The sequence below is a fragment of the Pantoea sp. SM3 genome, from assembly GCF_000963995.1.
Taxonomy (GTDB): domain Bacteria; phylum Pseudomonadota; class Gammaproteobacteria; order Enterobacterales; family Enterobacteriaceae; genus Pantoea; species Pantoea rwandensis_B.
The window spans coordinates 38,927-54,855 of the sequence record NZ_JZRD01000017.1 but is presented as its reverse complement, the minus strand read 5'-3'; the positions used below and the strand labels follow the sequence as shown (position 1 = coordinate 54,855).

The 15,929-nt window shown below is 53.6% G+C and carries 18 protein-coding genes; 3 read left to right on the top strand and 15 right to left on the bottom strand.

Features of this window, described 5'->3' with window-relative positions:
• Positions 1 to 20: 20 nt before the first annotated feature.
• The 15 genes from VI01_RS11035 to fliF form a co-directional block, all read right to left on the bottom strand.
• Positions 21 to 1,727 carry a methyl-accepting chemotaxis protein gene (locus tag VI01_RS11035; RefSeq protein ID WP_045815134.1) on the bottom strand — a complete coding sequence of 569 codons (1,707 nt, stop codon included), beginning with the start codon at positions 1,725 to 1,727 and terminating at the stop codon, positions 21 to 23.
• Between the two features lie 176 nt (positions 1,728 to 1,903).
• Positions 1,904 to 2,539: a transcriptional regulator RcsA gene (rcsA, locus tag VI01_RS11030; protein WP_038646331.1), complete on the bottom strand. Its 636-nt coding sequence runs from the start codon at positions 2,537 to 2,539 to the stop codon at positions 1,904 to 1,906.
• 629 nt (positions 2,540 to 3,168) lie between these two features.
• Positions 3,169 to 3,957, bottom strand: a complete 789-nt coding sequence (gene fliR, locus VI01_RS11025; RefSeq protein ID WP_038646333.1) for a flagellar biosynthetic protein FliR — start codon at positions 3,955 to 3,957, stop codon at positions 3,169 to 3,171.
• Positions 3,957 to 4,226 carry a flagellar biosynthesis protein FliQ gene (gene fliQ, locus VI01_RS11020; RefSeq protein ID WP_034824451.1) on the bottom strand — a complete coding sequence of 90 codons (270 nt, stop codon included), beginning with the start codon at positions 4,224 to 4,226 and terminating at the stop codon, positions 3,957 to 3,959. The genes fliR and fliQ overlap by 1 nt, the downstream gene beginning before the upstream one ends.
• A gap of 77 nt (positions 4,227 to 4,303) precedes the next feature.
• The gene (fliP, locus tag VI01_RS11015; RefSeq protein ID WP_045815268.1) at positions 4,304 to 5,035 is read right to left on the bottom strand and encodes a flagellar type III secretion system pore protein FliP; all 732 of its coding nucleotides are present in this window, start codon (positions 5,033 to 5,035) and stop codon (positions 4,304 to 4,306) included.
• Positions 5,035 to 5,430, bottom strand: coding sequence for a flagellar biosynthetic protein FliO (gene fliO, locus VI01_RS11010; protein WP_045815133.1), 396 nt, complete (start codon positions 5,428 to 5,430; stop codon positions 5,035 to 5,037). The genes fliP and fliO overlap by 1 nt, the downstream gene beginning before the upstream one ends.
• Before the next feature lie 2 nt (positions 5,431 to 5,432).
• Positions 5,433 to 5,840: a flagellar motor switch protein FliN gene (gene fliN / locus VI01_RS11005; protein WP_034824445.1), complete on the bottom strand. Its 408-nt coding sequence runs from the start codon at positions 5,838 to 5,840 to the stop codon at positions 5,433 to 5,435.
• On the bottom strand, positions 5,833 to 6,840 hold the full coding sequence (gene fliM / locus VI01_RS11000; protein WP_034824442.1) for a flagellar motor switch protein FliM: 1,008 nt from the start codon (positions 6,838 to 6,840) through the stop codon (positions 5,833 to 5,835). Before fliM ends, fliN begins: the two co-directional genes overlap by 8 nt.
• Before the next feature lie 4 nt (positions 6,841 to 6,844).
• On the bottom strand, positions 6,845 to 7,330 hold the full coding sequence (gene fliL, locus VI01_RS10995) for a flagellar basal body-associated protein FliL (RefSeq protein ID WP_045815132.1): 486 nt from the start codon (positions 7,328 to 7,330) through the stop codon (positions 6,845 to 6,847).
• Between the two features lie 130 nt (positions 7,331 to 7,460).
• Positions 7,461 to 8,738: a flagellar hook-length control protein FliK gene (locus VI01_RS10990; protein WP_045815131.1), complete on the bottom strand. Its 1,278-nt coding sequence runs from the start codon at positions 8,736 to 8,738 to the stop codon at positions 7,461 to 7,463.
• The gene (fliJ, locus tag VI01_RS10985; RefSeq protein WP_038646338.1) at positions 8,735 to 9,178 is read right to left on the bottom strand and encodes a flagellar export protein FliJ; all 444 of its coding nucleotides are present in this window, start codon (positions 9,176 to 9,178) and stop codon (positions 8,735 to 8,737) included. Before fliJ ends, VI01_RS10990 begins: the two co-directional genes overlap by 4 nt.
• 23 nt (positions 9,179 to 9,201) lie before the next feature.
• Positions 9,202 to 10,566: a flagellar protein export ATPase FliI gene (gene fliI, locus VI01_RS10980; RefSeq protein ID WP_045815130.1), complete on the bottom strand. Its 1,365-nt coding sequence runs from the start codon at positions 10,564 to 10,566 to the stop codon at positions 9,202 to 9,204.
• Complete coding sequence (gene fliH / locus VI01_RS10975) at positions 10,566 to 11,267, bottom strand: flagellar assembly protein FliH (protein ID WP_038646344.1); 702 nt, start codon at positions 11,265 to 11,267, stop codon at positions 10,566 to 10,568. Before fliH ends, fliI begins: the two co-directional genes overlap by 1 nt.
• Entirely contained in the window at positions 11,260 to 12,252 is a 993-nt protein-coding gene (gene fliG, locus VI01_RS10970; protein WP_038646347.1) for a flagellar motor switch protein FliG, read from the bottom strand. The genes fliH and fliG overlap by 8 nt, the downstream gene beginning before the upstream one ends.
• Entirely contained in the window at positions 12,249 to 13,985 is a 1,737-nt protein-coding gene (fliF, locus tag VI01_RS10965; protein ID WP_045815129.1) for a flagellar basal-body MS-ring/collar protein FliF, read from the bottom strand. Before fliF ends, fliG begins: the two co-directional genes overlap by 4 nt.
• 359 nt (positions 13,986 to 14,344) lie before the next feature.
• On the opposite strand from fliF, the gene fliE reads away from it, so the two are divergent.
• The 3 genes from fliE (at position 14,345) to VI01_RS10950 (ending at position 15,885) form a co-directional block, all read left to right on the top strand.
• Entirely contained in the window at positions 14,345 to 14,656 is a 312-nt protein-coding gene (fliE, locus tag VI01_RS10960) for a flagellar hook-basal body complex protein FliE (RefSeq protein WP_034824419.1), read from the top strand.
• A gap of 109 nt (positions 14,657 to 14,765) precedes the next feature.
• Positions 14,766 to 15,473 carry a YnfC family lipoprotein gene (locus VI01_RS10955; protein WP_045815128.1) on the top strand — a complete coding sequence of 236 codons (708 nt, stop codon included), beginning with the start codon at positions 14,766 to 14,768 and terminating at the stop codon, positions 15,471 to 15,473.
• Positions 15,474 to 15,702: 229 nt separating this feature from the next.
• Complete coding sequence (locus tag VI01_RS10950; protein ID WP_045815127.1) at positions 15,703 to 15,885, top strand: hypothetical protein; 183 nt, start codon at positions 15,703 to 15,705, stop codon at positions 15,883 to 15,885.
• Positions 15,886 to 15,929: the final 44 nt, after the last annotated feature.

Below are 15,929 nucleotides of genomic sequence, written 5' to 3'. Positions count from 1 at the left end.
ATCAATATCGGCGAGAGGGTTTAGAACGTTTCCCAGTTGTCATTGCTGTTCGCCGCTGCCAATGCTGGACGCGGTGTCAGCGTAGGGGACTTTAGGGTGGCTGATGAAGGCGCCATCACCCGCGATGCGGGCGAATCGTTAAGTTTAAATGCCGCAACGGCCTGCGTCAGACGACCCGCCTGATCTTCCAGCGAGGCTGCCGCTGAAGAGGCTTCTTCCACCAGCGAGGCGTTCTGCTGGGTCACGTTGTCCATCTCGGTAACCGCCAGGCTCACCTGCTGAATGCCACGGCTCTGCTCATCGGAGGCGGCGGCAATTTCCGACATAATATCGGTTACACGACGCACCGCCTCGACGATCTCACCCATGGTCGAGCCGGCTTCACCTACCTGATGTGAACCGTTATTAATCAGGTCAACCGACTCGGCAATCAGCGATTCAATCTCTTTCGCGGCCTGGGCACTGCGCTGGGCCAGATTGCGCACTTCGCTCGCCACGACAGCGAAACCACGCCCTTGCTCACCAGCACGCGCTGCTTCTACCGCCGCGTTCAGCGCCAGGATATTGGTCTGGAAGGCGATACTGTTAATGACGTTGGTGATCTCAGCAATTTTCTTCGAGCTGCCAGAGATATTGTTCATGGTTTTCACTACGCCATGCACCAACTCGCCACCGCTACGGGCTTTACCGGAAGCATCCGCAGCCAGTTGACTGGCATGGTGGGCGTTCTCCGCATTTTGCTTCACGGTCGCGGTGAGCTGTTCCATGCTGGCAGCAGTTTGCTCCAGCGCAGAAGCCTGCTCTTCAGTGCGTGAGGACAAATCGGTGTTACCGGCGGAAATCTCGCTTGATCCTTGATAGATCGCAACCGCGCCTTCGCGGACGGTGCCGACGGTACGCACCAGTGCGGCCTGCATCAGTTGCAGATTATGCAACAGGCTGCCGATCTCGCTACGGCCATACGCTTGTTCCGGTGCGGTCAGATCGCCCTGAGCAATGCGCCCGATGCGCTCAACCGACTGACGCAGTGGACTGATCACTACACGGCGCAGGAAGACGAAGGTGAGGAGCACCAATAGCAGTGCAGCAGCAAAGGCCACAGCCATGGCAATAAAGCCGACGCGGGACTGGTGCGCTGCTTCCGCGTTGATCGCTTCGGCACGGTCAGTACGAATTTTTATCGCTTTCAGTAATACCGCGTTATACGCATCATCCAACTTGCGTGTCACGTCGGTTTCCTGCGCCACGATCCCTTCGAAGCTGCCTTGCTTAGCCGACTCAATCATCGGCTTTAATCCCTTATCGATATAGTCATTAAATGACGCGGTGAGTGGCGCATCCAGCGCGATATCTTCTGGCGTTTTCGCCTTACGGTCCATATAGATTTTAAAACCGTCACGCGCTTGCTTGATGCGTGTCTCGGTGCGTGCCAGATCGGCACGATAGCCGTCCATTTCCCCAATACGGGCTGCGGCGCCGGATTGCAGCACGTTCAGGCGAGCGGTACGCAGATGGTTCGAGCTATTAGAGATGCCCATACGGATTTGAATTTCATCCGTCGCATCGTTGAGGGAATTATTACTCTGGATTAAAAAATAGCTGGCGAGGCCGATACACAGGGCAAAAAGTAGCAGAATGCCACCAAAGATCATGCTGAAAAGAGGCATCAGGCGCAGGTTCTGCCAGATGCTGAGCTTATATTGCTCATCAATCGATGCTGTTTTCATATCCTTGCTCTCATTTTGGGTAGGTGTTCTGAGAACAAGCATCGGCAGTTCAGGCCAAAGGATTAGGGGGCGAAGTGAGACCTGGCTCGCAGATCCAGGCAAAACGACAAAGGGCCAATCTGCGGATTGGCCCTTTGTCGGCTACGGCTATTTACTCAAACTGTTCACATGCAGGACTATCGCACGTTGACATAAATACCGGAGGTCACGTTATCGGTCAGTCGCACCACATGATAAATAACCTGTTTATTATGTGTCTTAATTTTGCGTTTTATATTACCTTTGTGTGACGATACCGTTTTGGCTTTAATTTGCATCTTGTCTGAAATTTGAATGGTGTCATGACCTGACATCCACATTTTCAGCATATTTGACTCAGTCTGACTTAATGTCAGTGGGTGAATATCCAGGCCTGCTGAAATACGCGGGGTTGCGCTGAGTTTCTTTTGCAGGTAAGTGCCAAGCAGTGAGTCCAGAGTCGAAGTTTTCACCGATTTTGATGTAATAATCAAGTTCTTACGAACGTAGAGGTATTCCTCAAAATGGATGTTCGAGATCGCCATAAAGATAAAAAATAGCGTATCTGGATGCTGCATAATAATGGCGCGAATACGATCGCTGGAATCAGCTTCATGAATAAAACATTCTTCATTAATAAAGACGACACCAGGTTTAAGCTGTTCACATCTTTGTTGCAATTGTTCAATATCAGAGACCGGAGTAATATTTTTCTTTTTAACTCCTTTGGCCGACATATAGTCTGATAATCCCAGGCGTGTGTAGTTACATGAATCCATAATAATCGTTGGCATTATAGCGACCCTCACCAATTTGTTATCCGTTTAAATCAACGATGAATACGCGTTTGCGGTACGAGAGAGATTTCCAAAGACACTTTTTTATTCTGCTCGGCAGATTGGCGAATGATATCCGTGCGCCATCATGACTCTGTCCCTGAACCCTTCTGCGAAGTTTTTTGTGTTACTTCCACGTCACTCTTGTCCCCGCGATAGTGGGAATCGCCGGGAGTTTGCATTAAGTGTGTAATTCGCTCTGTTTTTGAGAGCCCTGTCACTATCGCGCAAGTCACAGACAAATCTGATAGGACAATTCTTAAAAACATTTGAATCGCGAAAGTGTGACGTTTCAGCGAGTGTTGACAATGCCGGAAAAAAGGGATTTAGACAAGAAAAATCGCTGTAAAATTTTTTTTGTTTAAAAACAGCCCTTTGAGCATTTATTCAACCAATTCACAAGGTTTATCGCCTTAGGAATCGTCTGACTAAAATACGCGAAGCGCCGTTTAATAAGAATAATTTTCACCTGAAATGCGCATTTATCAGAATAACCTCAGTTGATTTCTGAGAAATATGGTTCGAAAAATGCGCAGATTGATTTTGAATACTTAACTATCGCATAAGAACTTCTACAGAATCGTTAATTATCGTGCGCGGGAGAGTTCTGAGACAAACTGCGCGAGTAAATCAAAGACTTCGCCGAAGAGATGTTCGCAGAAGGGGGCGAGCAGCGGCATCATCATACCCAGACTGAGGATCCCCACCGTTAAGGTAATCGGAAAGCCAATCGCGAAAACCGACAGTTGTGGTGAAACACGGTTTAACAAACCTAGTGCCATGTTTAGCGTGAGCAATAAAACAATTAAGGGTAGCGCTAACATCATCCCATTAAGGAAAATTAACCCGGCGGACTTCACCAGCGCCATAAAAGCATTGGCGTTGAGGGGGTGATCGTTAATCGGCAGGGTATGAAAACTGTCCACCAGCAGCGAAATCAGCCACAGGTGTCCGTTGAAGGTCAGAAACAGCAGCATCGCCAGCATATCGAGAAAACGCGCCAGCACCGGCATGTTAAGGCGGCTGCCAGGATCAAAGAAGGTGGCAAAGGATAAGCCCATCTGTAAACCCACGACTTCACCGGCCATACGCACCGCGGCAAACGCCAGTTGCATCGTCAGGCCAATCCCTACACCAATCAATAATTGCTGTAACAGGATCCAAAAACCGGCGGGGGTAAATAACGTGACTTCAACCGGGGGCAAAACAGGAATGACGATCCAGGTCGTCAAAACTGCGAGGCCCACTTTCACGCGCTTGGGAATGGATTTCTCACTCAGCACCGGCGCACTGGCGAAGAGTGCCAGCAAACGCACCATCGGCCAGAAAAATTGCGCGACCCAATGGACCAGCTGGCTGCTATCGAGATTAATCATCAGCCGATGATATAAGGCAAGTTGGTCAACAGATTACGCATGTAATCCAGTATCAGGTTCAGCATCCACGGACCGGCAATCACCGCGGTGGCGGCAACGGCAAGGATCTTAGGAATAAAGGAGAGTGTCTGTTCGTTGACCTGCGTGGCCGCCTGTAACAGACTGATGATCAGACCGCTGACCAGTGCCGCCAGCAACAGCGGGGCGGCGAGCATCAGGGCAATTCGCATTGCTTCCTGGCCGATGACCATAACCGATTCGGGTGTCATGCTGCGCTCCTGGCGTTATATGCTGCGGCTGTGAGGCCGACCGGATTGAGAGTTGCCATCGACTTTTCTCTGCGCCGCTAGGAGTAGAAACTTTGTGCCAGTGAACCCACCAGCAGCTGCCAGCCATCCACCAACACAAATAACATCAGCTTGAATGGCAGAGAAATGGTCGCCGGCGGCACCATCATCATCCCCAACGCCATCAACACGCTGGCAACCACCAGGTCGATGATCAGGAACGGGATGAATACAGTAAAGCCAATCTGGAAAGCGGTTTTCAGTTCACTGGTGACGTAAGCCGGCAGCAAAATGCGCATCGGCACGGCTTCCGGGCCTTGAATCGGCGCGGTGTTGGCAAGACGCGCAAACAGCGCTAAATCGGCTTCACGTGTCTGACGCAGCATAAACTCACGCAGTGGCTGAGCGCCTTTGTCGATCGCTACGTCCATGCTGATTTTGTCCTGGCTGAACGGCAAATAGGCATCGCTGTAAATCTTGTCGAAGGTCGGCGCCATAATAAAGAAGGTTAAAAACAGCGCAAGGCCAAGCAAAACCTGATTGGGTGGCGCAGAAGGCGTGCCTAAGGCGTTACGCAGCAAGCCAAAAACAATGATGATGCGCGTAAAGCTGGTCATCATCAGCAAAATGGCCGGAAAAAAGGTCAGTGAGGTGATAAACACCAGCGTCTGCACCGGCAGTGACCAGCTCTGGCCGCCATTCGCCAGTGGCTGGCTGACCAGTCCTGGCAATTGCGCATGGGCAACCGGTGCCAGCAACAGCAGTGGCAAGAGGGGAAGCAATCGACGCATCATTGGGGTTTTCCGGGACGTTTAACCAGGTTCTGCAACAGCTGACGAAAATCCTGCGGCGCCATGGTTTTGCTCACCAACTCTTCAGGTGGCAGCGGCGGCAGTGAATGCAGATGGGTAATTTGCTGGGCGGTGACGCCCAGCACTAAACGCGCATCGGCGGTATCAACAATCACCACCCGCTCCTGACGACCCACCTGCACGCTGGCGCTGATTTTCAGCGCCTGAGTGTTGACGGTTTTGGGCGCAAAGCCAAGGCGTTTTGCCAGCCAGCCACAGGCCAGAATCAGCAGAACAATCACTGCCAGCACGCTGCTGACTTGTCCAATCACCGAACCGGTAGAGACCACCGGCTGGCTATGAACAGGCTGGCCGATTTGCGCGTTCTTTAACATGCTTAACGGCTCAGACGACGCATACGTTCAGATGGCGTAATAATGTCGGTGATACGCACGCCATATTTGTCGTTCACGACCACGACTTCGCCCTGCGCAATCAGGTAGCCGTTGATCAGAATATCCAGGGGTTCACCCGCCAGGCCATCCAATGCCACCACGGAACCCTGCGTCAGGCGCAACAGTTCTTTGATGGTCATCTTGGTGCGACCCAGTTCCACGGTGAGTTTGACCGGAATATCCATAATCAGATCGATGTCTTGCAGCGAGCCACTGGCGCCGTTGCTTTCAAACGATTTGAAAACGTTCTCTGTTGGATCAGGCGTGCTGGTGGTTGCCTGCTCGTTCATTGCCTCAGCCCACAGGTCGTCCGCAGAAATATCATCGGACGGTTTTTTGCTGTCACTCATCGGGCTGTTCCTCGTTCAGCGAATTCAAAATCGGGTTAATCAGGTGTTCAACACGCAGCGCGTACTGGCCATTCATGGTGCCATATTGGCTGGTCAGCACGGGTACGCCATCGACGTGAGCAATGATGCGGTCCGGCTTCTCAATGGGCAGGACGTCACCAGGTTTCAATTGCAAAATACGTGACAGGCGCATGGATGTTTCCGCGAAGTGGGCAATCAGCTCCAGCTCCGAGTGCTGCACCTGTTTCACCAGATTGTCGCGCCAGTGCGTATCTTCCTGACGGGAGTTTTCCAGTGGTGGATTGACCAGCAGCTCGCGCAGCGGCTCAATCATTGAAAACGGAATACAGATATTAAATTCACCCACCAGGTTGCCAATCTCTACCTGGAACGGGGTGTTGACGACGATATCGTTCGGTGAAGTGGTGATGTTGGTAAATTTCACCTGCATTTCCGAACGGACGTACTCAACATCCAGCGGGTAAATCGCTTTCCAGGCATCGCTGTAACCATCCAGCGCCAGCTTCAGCATGCGGCGGATGACGCGTTGCTCGGTATGGGTAAACTCACGGCCTTCCACTTTGGTCGGGAAACGGCCATCACCACCAAACAGGTTATCTACGGCGATAAACACCAGACTCGGTGAAAATACCACCAGCGCAGTACCGCGCAGCGGTTTCAGGTGGATCAGGTTCAGGTTGGTTGGCACCGGTAAATTGCGGGCAAACTCATGGTAAGGCTGAATCTTGATCGCACCGACACTGATATCCGGGCTACGGCGCAGCAGGTTAAACAGCGCCATACGAAAATGACGGGCAAAACGCTCGTTAATGATCTCCAGCGCCTGCAGACGCTCGCGCACCACGCGACGCTGGGTATTGGGATCATAGGGACGGATATCGCCATCGGTCCCTTTGGAACTGTTCTCTACTTCCGCGCTGTCACTGTCGCCATTAAGCAGCGCGTCAATCTCAGCCTGGGAGAGAATGCTATCGCCCATTAAATCACCTCAAAATGAAGGCGGTAAACAGCACGTCACTGACCACCTGTGGCGGTTGCGTTTTTACCAGCGGTGGCGCCAATACCTGTTTGATCTGCTCAACCAGGGCCTGCTTACCTTGTTCGGTGGCAAGCTGCGCGGCACTTTGACGTGAGAGCAGCAGCAGTAAACGGCTGCGCACCTCAGGCAGGTAATCATTCAACCGACGACGGGTATCCTCATCGGGCAGACGCAGGGTAAAGCCTACGTACAACACACGGTCGGGATCGTTGTCAGGATTGACCAGGTTAACCGTAAACGTATCCATTGCAAAAAATACAGGGGCGGCCGGTGGCTCAACTTTCGCCGCTTCCGGTTTGTCATCCCCGTGTTTATTCATCATTCGCCAGACTGCATAGCCTGCCACGCTGCAAGCGGCCAGCGTTACAATCAGTAACACCGGTATTAGTAGTGAACGTTTGCGGCCTTTAGCTTTCGCGTTATCAGACATGTTTGCAGTTACTTCCTGTGAATTATGGGCAAGCCTCTCGGCTCGCCTGGACAGATTATCCCGCGTCTTAAGTCAAACAATGGGAAGAAAAGACGCGGGTTTTACGCTTACCTTCAGCGTTTAGCCGCTGTCAGGCAAAGATATCGACAGCGCCGTTACCTGTCACACGCGCCTGGAGGGCTGCCGGGACGGCAATAGGCGTTATCTCGTTTTCACTGTCCTGGGAGAGGGTAAAGCTGCCGTGTTGGCCATCACGACGTCCTTCCTGCTGGCCCTGATAATTCTGGCTTTGTGCGAAGGCGTCGCTGCTGACATTACTCTGTCCCAGGTTAATACCGCTCTCCGCCAGCGCTGAACGCAGCTGAGGGAGAGCCGCTTCCAGCGCGGCCCTCACTTGGCTGTGGCTGGAAACCATACTTAACTGCGCCTGATCCTTATCGAGGGTCAGGTTGATCTGGATAGCACCCAAATCTTCGGGATGTAAGCGCAATTCGGCATTTTGCTGACCGTTGCGACTAAACATCACGATTTGCTGGCTTAACGCCTGCTGCCACTCATTGCTGCCGAGTTGGGCATTCAGCATCGGCGTCGACGGAGTGGTGCTGGTCGTCGCCGTACTGTTGGTCAGTGTGCTACTGCTGCTGACCGGGGCGCTGGTTAATGCTGTTACCGTGTCGCTCTGTGTATTACGATGTTCTTCCGGTTTGCTGAGCGTGCTCAGCACCTGCTTAAAGCTTTCATCCAGTGACAGCGCGCTGTTACTGTTGCTGGCCGTAGTGCTGGCGGCAGCGGCACTGCTACTGGTTGGCGTCGTACTGGTATCACGGCTAACACCGCTCAGCACATCGCTGGATTTCTTATGAGGCGTACTGTCGGACTGTGCCTCTTGTTCATCTTTCACGGCGCTCTGCAGCGTTCGGCTTAACAATGATCCGTTTAGCGTAGTCCCTGCATCGGCAGATGTTTTATCCGTGCTGGCGCTGACGGCGCTCTGACTGTTTCGCGCTTCAACCGCAACCGGTAACATCGCGAACAGTGCCTGAACATTCTGTAAGTCGCTGGCACTTAACGAACTTGCCTCAGACTTGTCTTTATCATCGGCTGATTTCAGCGTGGCTTTAGTGTTTTCCGGTTGTAAAAGTGCGTTTAACGCCTCTGGTTTGTCCAGTGCCTGCAATAAAGCGCTTAATGACGCTTTTGTGACGCCTTTTTCATCGACTTCTGCTGTCAGATCAGTCGATTGCGTGTTAACACCTTGTTGCTGAGCCAGTGTCAGTAAGCGGTTTCCCAGTTCAGTGATAAAACCCTGTGGCAGCGCATCTGTACCCAGCAAATTGTCCGATGCAACAGCACTGTCTGCATCGCTGACTTTAGAGGTTTGCGTAACCATAGTTGGCAGCGTAATCATTCGCCTCTCCTCATAGCGGCCCGTTGGGCAAATTCATCCATCCGTTTCTGATCGAGACGGTTTTCTTGTCGTAATGCGTTTTCGGCAGCCCGAGTGATCAGCGTTTGATAAGCATTCAATCGCTTATGCTTTTCTTGCCAGCTGCTCAGCGCCTGATCCAAACGTTGATTCCACTGATTCAGCTGTTGCCGATGCTGTTCAATGGCTTTTTCCAGCGTCTGGATAAACTGGTGATAGTTGGTCCAGCGCAGGCTGGAAATACCGCCAGACATATCGGTGTTGAGCTTATTGCGGTACTCATCCTGATAGTCGAGCAGCATGGTGAGCTGCTCATCTGCCTGCTTTACGCCACGGCGCATGTCACCTAAATGAATCACGGCCTGTTCCAGATCCTGCTCCGCCATATCGCGCAGCTTATCGATTGCACTGGCAGTTTTCATGGCTTACCTCGCTTGGGCTCGCGCTAGCCGAACATGGCCTGCAGGTGCAGACTGGCGTCGTCATAGTCGCTGCGTTCGAAAATACCCTGTTGCAGGAAGGCTTCCATCTCCGGGTAAAGCTTGATGGCTTTATCGAGCATCGGATCGCTTCCAGCGGCATACGCGCCTACACTCACCAGATCGCGGTTGCGCTGGAAACTGGAGAGCAGTTGTTTGAACTGACGCACACGCGCGTAGTGGGTGTCATCAATTAACGCGGTCATCGCACGGCTGATTGAGGCTTCAATATCAATCGCCGGATAGTGACCGGCTTCGGCCAGACGGCGCGACAAGACAATGTGACCATCAAGAATGGCGCGCGCCGAGTCGGCAATCGGGTCTTGCTGATCGTCACCTTCGGTAAGCACGGTATAGAACGCCGTAATCGAACCGCCACCGTGGGTGCCGTTACCGGCGCGTTCCACCAGGGCGGGGAGTTTCGCGAACACGGAAGGCGGATAACCTTTGGTGGCCGGTGGCTCACCAATCGCCAGGGCGATCTCACGCTGCGCCATGGCGTAGCGGGTGAGGGAGTCCATGATCAGCAGCACGTGCTGGCCGCGATCGCGGAAATCTTCCGCGATGCGTGTGGCATAAGCGGCACCCTGCATACGTAGCAGCGGTGAAACGTCAGCCGGTGCGGCGATCACCACCGAGCGCGCACGACCTTCAGCGCCGAGGATGTTCTCAATGAATTCCTTAACTTCACGGCCACGTTCACCGATCAGGCCAACCACAATCACATCGGCTTTGGTGTAACGTGCCATCATGCCAAGCAGCACCGACTTACCGACGCCGGAACCCGCAAACAGGCCCATACGCTGACCGCGCCCAACGGTAAGCAGGGCGTTGATCGCCCGGACGCCGGTATCCAGCACATCGTGGATTGGCGTACGTTGCAGTGGGTTGAACGGTGCGGTGATCAACGGCGCGCGATAGCCGGTGTCCGGGGCAGGTAAACCATCCAGCGGTTTGCCTGCGCCATCCAGCACGCGGCCGAGCAGTTCTGGCCCAAGCAGCAGCTGTTTACCGCCTTGTGCGTTGTCACCGCTAAAACGGGCATAAACGCGCGCACCTGGCAAAATGCCGTCCACTTCTTCCAGTGGCATCATCAACAGTTTCTGACCGTTGAAACCCACCACTTCACTCTCTACTTCAGTGATGTTGTTGCCGTCGTGACGTTCGATGATGCAGGTCGCACCAAGCGGCAGTTGCAGTCCGGTGGCTTCCAGTACTAAACCGGTGGCACGGGTCAGACGACCATAGCGGCGCACGGTCTGCACCTGCGAAATACGATCCTCGAAGGCATCGAGTGCGCCAAGCCAGCGGGAAAGACGCGACGAGGTCATTACAAGGTCCCCGGTGCGGCCAGACGGCACAGTTCCTGCCAGCGGGTTGCCACGCTGGCATCGAGATCACCATCTTCGGCGCTGAGTTTACAGCCGCCGGGATGCAGTGAGTTATCGGCGAGCAGTTTCCAGCCGTGCAGATCCAGCGTCGGGCCCAGTGTCTGCTCAATGCGCTGTAAATCATCAGGATGCACGCGCAGCTGCGGTTTGCCGCTGAACATCGGTTCTTGCTGAATCAGTTGCTGAATCTGGCGCAGCAGGGCGGTGCCATCCACTTGTGTGGCCTGGCCAATCACCGTGCGCGCTGCTTCCAGCGCCAGCTGCATCAGACGTGAGGCGATAACGCTATCCAGCGCTTCCAGCGTGTGATGGAACTCAGTCACTAACTGCTGCATACGCGCCTGCAAGGGCGCCTGCTGCTGTTGGGCATCGGCCAGTCCCTGCTGGAAACCGGCGTCGTAACCGTTCTGCTGCGACTCGGCAAAACCCTTTTGATAGCCTTCGCTGTAGCCTTGCGTCTGTGCATCTTTGCGCATCTGCTGCTGCATGCGCTCCAGCATCTGCTGTTGCTCAGCTTCGGCACTCATTTCGACATCCACAGCCGGCTCTTCCTGCGGCGGTTCTTCTGCCGCTTTGAAGGTGCTGCCTAAATCATCAGGCTGCCAGCGCTGCCACGCACGGGCGGAAAAGGCATCAGACATAAGTTTCCTCGCCACCACCAATTACCATTTCGCCGGATTCGGCCAGGCGACGGACCACCAGCAGGATCGCTTTCTGTTCGTTCTCCACGGCCGACATACGCACCGGGCCACGGTTGGCCAGATCGTCGCGCAGGATATCGGCTGCACGCGCTGACATGTTCTTGAGGAACTTCTCGCGCAGCGGCTGTTCGGCACCTTTCAGTGCAACCAGCAACTGCTCGGACTCCACTTCCTGCAGCAGGCGCTGGATGCTGCGATCGTCCACTTCTACCAGGTTTTCGAACAGGAACATTTCGTCGATGATCTTCTGTGCCAACTCGCCGTCGAAGTCGCGTACCGCTTCGATAACCGCCTCTTCCTGCTGCGTTTTCATCAGGTTGATGATTTCGGCTGCGGTTCTCACGCCGCCCATCTTCGCGCGCTTGAGGTTGGTGCCATCCAGCAGACCGTTCAGTACCTCGGTCAGTTCTGCCAGCGCCGCTGGCTGGACACCACCGAAGGTGGCAATACGCAGCATCACGTCGTGACGCAGACGTTCATCGAACAGCGCCAGAATATCTGCCGCCTGGCCACGTTTGAGGTGCACCAGAATGGTAGCGATAATCTGCGGATGCTCGTCGCGGATAAGATCGGCCGCTGCCTGCGGTTCCATAAAGTTGAGCGTTTCCATGCCGCTGGTGGTCTCGTTTTTCTCGAGAATATCTTCCAGCAGGCTGGAGGCACGCTCCTCGCCCAGCGCTTTGATCAGCACCGAACGCAGGTAGTCGTTGGAGTTGAGGCTCAGCGCCGCAAACTGCTCGGCATCCGCTTCAAACTCGCGCAGCACTTCGGTCAGTTGCTTGTGCGACACCTGACGCATCCCCGCCATCGCGGCGCTCAGGTGCTGCACTTCACGCTGGTTGAGATGTTTGAACACCTCGGCCGCACGCTCTTCGCCAATGGTCATCATCAGAATGGCGCTTTTTTCAGTACCGGTCAGACTCATAGTTCTTTACTCATCCATTCGCGGATAACCAGCGCCACAACGCGCGGATCGTTTTCAGACATATCGCGGATGCGCTGGCTCATCACCTCGGCGCTCATGCGGTTATTCGATTTACGCTCTTGATCCAGCTCATCTTTACTGAGCTGCACACTGTAGGCTTCTTCAGATTCCAGCGCTTCTGCACGTGCTGCCGCCGCCTCTGCTGCTGCCTGCTCCTGCGCTTTCTTACGCATCAGCTGCGGACGAACCAGTTTGCGATACAGGATGAAGGCAACCAGCGCCACCAGCAGCCAGCGACCACCGCTCATCAACATGTCGAAGAAGGCTTGCGATTGCCAGAACGGCAGGTCACCGCCAGACGGCTCAGTCATGTTGAACTGCGAGTTCACCACGTTGATGCTGTCGCCACGATTCTGCGAGTAGCCCATCGCTTCACGGGTCAGGTCTTCAATCTGTTTGATCTGCTGATCGTTCAGTGCAACGGCTTTGCCTTTGCCGTCATCACGGTAGTTCACCACCACGGCCACTGACAGACGCTGCACATCGCCGACGTTCACCTTGGTGTGGCGAATGGTGCGATCCAGCTCGTAGTTCACGGTGTCGTTACGGCTTGAACTGCTCGGGCCGCTGCTTTGCTGCGTGCTGGTGGTGCTGCCGTTGTTGTTCGCCGCGTTGTTCTGGCCATTCGCATTCTGGCCATTGGCATTCTGACCGTTGGCATTTTGCTGCTGCGGATTATTAACCGGCGCAGTATTCGCAGGGGCAGGTTGATTCGACAACGCACCCGGCACGCCGCCTGGGTACGGGCTACCGTTCTGCTGGTTAGTATTGGTCTGACGCGAGCGAATCGCCGTGCTGTTCGGATCGGCGTTCGGTTTGTACTTCTCGTCAGTTTGTTCGCTGCGGTCAAAGTTGATCTGCGCTGTCACCTGCGCATGCACATTGCCCTGGCCAACGATCGGATTCAGGATGGCTTCGATACGTTGCTGGTAACGCGCTTCCACTTCAGACGCGTACTTCAGCTGTGCGTCATTCAGGTCACGACCTTCGCTGTCAGAACGGGTCAGCAGGCGACCGGCCTGATCCACCACGGTCACGTTGCCTGGCGGCAGACCGGCGACGCTGCTCGACACCATATGCTGAATGGCCTGAATCTGGCCTTCATCTAATGCACGACCCGGTTGCAGGTTCAATGTCACGGAGGCCGAAGGCGCTTTCTGCTCACGCACGAACAGCGTGGGCTTTGGCATCGCCAGATGCACGCGCGCGCTCTTGACCGGGCCGAGCGTTTCAATGGTGCGGGCCAGCTCACCTTCCAGCGCACGCTGGTAGTTGATCTGCTCGCTGAACTGGCTGATGCCGAACTTCTCTTTGTCCATCAGCTCAAAGCCAACAGAGCCACCTTTCGGCAGCCCCTGTTGCGCCAGGCGCAGACGCAGTTCATGTACCTTATCGGCAGGCACCATCAAGGCACCGCCGTTTTCGGCGAACTGGTAAGGAATGTTCATTTGCGTCAGTTGGGTAACAATCGCGCCGCCATCCTCATCGGAGAGGTTGTTATAAAGGACGCGATAGTCAGGGGCTTTAGCCCACAGCACCAATGCAAAGACCACTGCGATAGCGGCAGCGGCAGCAACAATGATAGGAATTCGCGGATTGGCGCGCAGGCGGACCAGAAGGTCATTGAAACCTTTCTTTGCGGTATCTTGTGTGGCGGCTGCACTCGCATTCATGACCGATTCCTGCCTGACATAATTGACCGGGTAAGTTGTGGTGACAAAACAGACTCCCTGACTTCCCCCATCATATTTCGCGTTGTCGCTGCGTTGGCTGCGTTCGTTCACCCCAGTCACTTACTCGAGTAAGCTCCTGGGGATTCGCGAACTTGCCGCCTTGCTACAGCGCGAACTATTTTGGGGGCCAAATGAAAAATGAAATTCCAATCTTATGGCTGGCATTATTGATGAATCGGGTCACTTCGATGGCTGGATAAGCTGGGTTTTTTACGTTTATTTAGCGCCTTTGTCCTATTGACAGTGTGTTAACTTTTGCAGCGTGAAAATTTAAACCCTTCTTTAATGAGGTACAGGCAATGTCGATTCAGGCAATTGATGGTGTGTTGCAGCAGCTGCAGTTAACGTCGTTACAGGCCAGCGGCAAGCAGGCCGAGTCAACCAATCAGGTAGATTTTGGTGCCACCATGAAAGCAGCACTGGATAAGATCAGCGACACGCAAACCGCGGCTCGCACCCAGGCGCAGGATTTTGAAATGGGCAAACCGGGCATCCAGTTAAACGATGTGATGGTCGATCTGCAGAAATCCTCCATTTCCATGCAAATGGGGATTCAGGTGCGTAACAAACTGGTCTCGGCGTACACCGATATCATGAATATGCAGGTGTAGTAGCTGCACAGATTGTTGCGGTGTCAGGCGGGAAAACATTTATCTTTTTCAGTATCAGCGGCATGATGCTGGCCTGACACACAGCGTATATCGAGAAGAGGATTCTCACGTGAAGCCCACCCTGCTGCTGCTGATGGCAACGATCATGCTATCCGGCTGTGATAATAAAAATGCGGACTTTGCACCGCAGATGAAAAATTACGCTTACCTCTATCAGTTCGAAGCCATTCCCGGCAAAGTCAAAAGCACGCATCAGCGCCTGTTTAGCGCCGATGACACGCCAATCTTTGATGTCGATATCGCGTTCGATGGGCAAGGCTGTATTTCCCATGTGAAATCGATCGATAAAGCCGGAGAGATCACCGAAGTGACGCGGGAAGGTGATAAACTGACTGGCACTGAGAACGGCCAGGATGTGGTCGTCACGCTGAATAAGCAGTGCGCGCTAATAAAAAAAGTCACGCCCACCATGACGGTGGATATAGGCTATAACGATCAGGGTTGGGTCGATCAAATCTCCTCTCCCGCCTCTGATGTTAAATTCCATCTGACCTACAATAACGTCGGTGATATGACGCTGTTAAGTATTAAGAAGGGCGATGAGGAAGTTTCACGCGCCAGTGCCAAACATGATACGGATGCGAAAAAGATATCCGACGTGGTCACGACGGTACAAAGAAACGAGCAGAGCAAGACGGTCACCACCCAGTGCCAATATAAGAATGATGTCCCTTTCCGTTGCGACACCGTCACCACGGACGGCGCAGGGCAAGTGACGGACAGGCAGTACGGCACCATTGATGTCACCTATTATTGATGCCTGAGTAAGCCGCGAATGCGGCTTTTTTTATGCCGTTAATATCGGCATCGATAAGCGAAGCGCTAAATAAAACAATAACTTACTGATCAATTGCGCGCTCGATATGCTAAAGTGTGGGCCTTAGGTAAGCATTCGTCAGAGCAGGGAACTCGGTGTGCAACATGCGCATCACGCGAGGCGTTGAGGAGTGTTGAGTAAGGGCTGCAGCGACAAGAAGCGTGTAAGAATGAAAGAAGGTTATTACTGGGTTAGAGATAAAGATAATCCACCAGAAGTCTGGCGATATATAAAGCAGTTTGGCTGGTACCGTCCCTGCGTTGCCGTGCCCATCACCTTAAGTTCATTTAAGTTGATGAACTACCAGGTCATCAGCGATCGATTATTACCACCGGGTTATTTCCCGCTTTAAATGAAAAAACCGCCGGTTGATGGGCGGTTTTTTGTATTTTTGGG

Excerpts from the sequence above, each read along its gene's own strand:
- VI01_RS10950 (WP_045815127.1), top strand. The coding sequence starts at position 15,703 with ATGAAAGAAGGTTATTACTGGGTTAGAGATAAAGATAATCCACCAGAA.
- fliI (WP_045815130.1), bottom strand. The coding sequence starts at position 10,566 with ATGACCTCGTCGCGTCTTTCCCGCTGGCTTGGCGCACTCGATGCCTTC.
- fliL (WP_045815132.1), bottom strand. The coding sequence starts at position 7,330 with ATGTCTGATAACGCGAAAGCTAAAGGCCGCAAACGTTCACTACTAATA.
- fliJ (WP_038646338.1), bottom strand. The coding sequence starts at position 9,178 with ATGAAAACTGCCAGTGCAATCGATAAGCTGCGCGATATGGCGGAGCAG.
- VI01_RS10990 (WP_045815131.1), bottom strand. The coding sequence starts at position 8,738 with ATGATTACGCTGCCAACTATGGTTACGCAAACCTCTAAAGTCAGCGAT.
- fliF (WP_045815129.1), bottom strand. The coding sequence starts at position 13,985 with ATGAATGCGAGTGCAGCCGCCACACAAGATACCGCAAAGAAAGGTTTC.
- fliO (WP_045815133.1), bottom strand. The coding sequence starts at position 5,430 with ATGTTAAAGAACGCGCAAATCGGCCAGCCTGTTCATAGCCAGCCGGTG.
- fliG (WP_038646347.1), bottom strand. The coding sequence starts at position 12,252 with ATGAGTCTGACCGGTACTGAAAAAAGCGCCATTCTGATGATGACCATT.
- fliP (WP_045815268.1), bottom strand. The coding sequence starts at position 5,035 with ATGCGTCGATTGCTTCCCCTCTTGCCACTGCTGTTGCTGGCACCGGTT.
- fliN (WP_034824445.1), bottom strand. The coding sequence starts at position 5,840 with ATGAGTGACAGCAAAAAACCGTCCGATGATATTTCTGCGGACGACCTG.
- fliQ (WP_034824451.1), bottom strand. The coding sequence starts at position 4,226 with ATGACACCCGAATCGGTTATGGTCATCGGCCAGGAAGCAATGCGAATT.
- fliH (WP_038646344.1), bottom strand. The coding sequence starts at position 11,267 with ATGTCTGATGCCTTTTCCGCCCGTGCGTGGCAGCGCTGGCAGCCTGAT.
- fliE (WP_034824419.1), top strand. The coding sequence starts at position 14,345 with ATGTCGATTCAGGCAATTGATGGTGTGTTGCAGCAGCTGCAGTTAACG.
- fliR (WP_038646333.1), bottom strand. The coding sequence starts at position 3,957 with ATGATTAATCTCGATAGCAGCCAGCTGGTCCATTGGGTCGCGCAATTT.
- fliM (WP_034824442.1), bottom strand. The coding sequence starts at position 6,840 with ATGGGCGATAGCATTCTCTCCCAGGCTGAGATTGACGCGCTGCTTAAT.
- rcsA (WP_038646331.1), bottom strand. The coding sequence starts at position 2,539 with ATGCCAACGATTATTATGGATTCATGTAACTACACACGCCTGGGATTA.
- VI01_RS11035 (WP_045815134.1), bottom strand. The coding sequence starts at position 1,727 with ATGAAAACAGCATCGATTGATGAGCAATATAAGCTCAGCATCTGGCAG.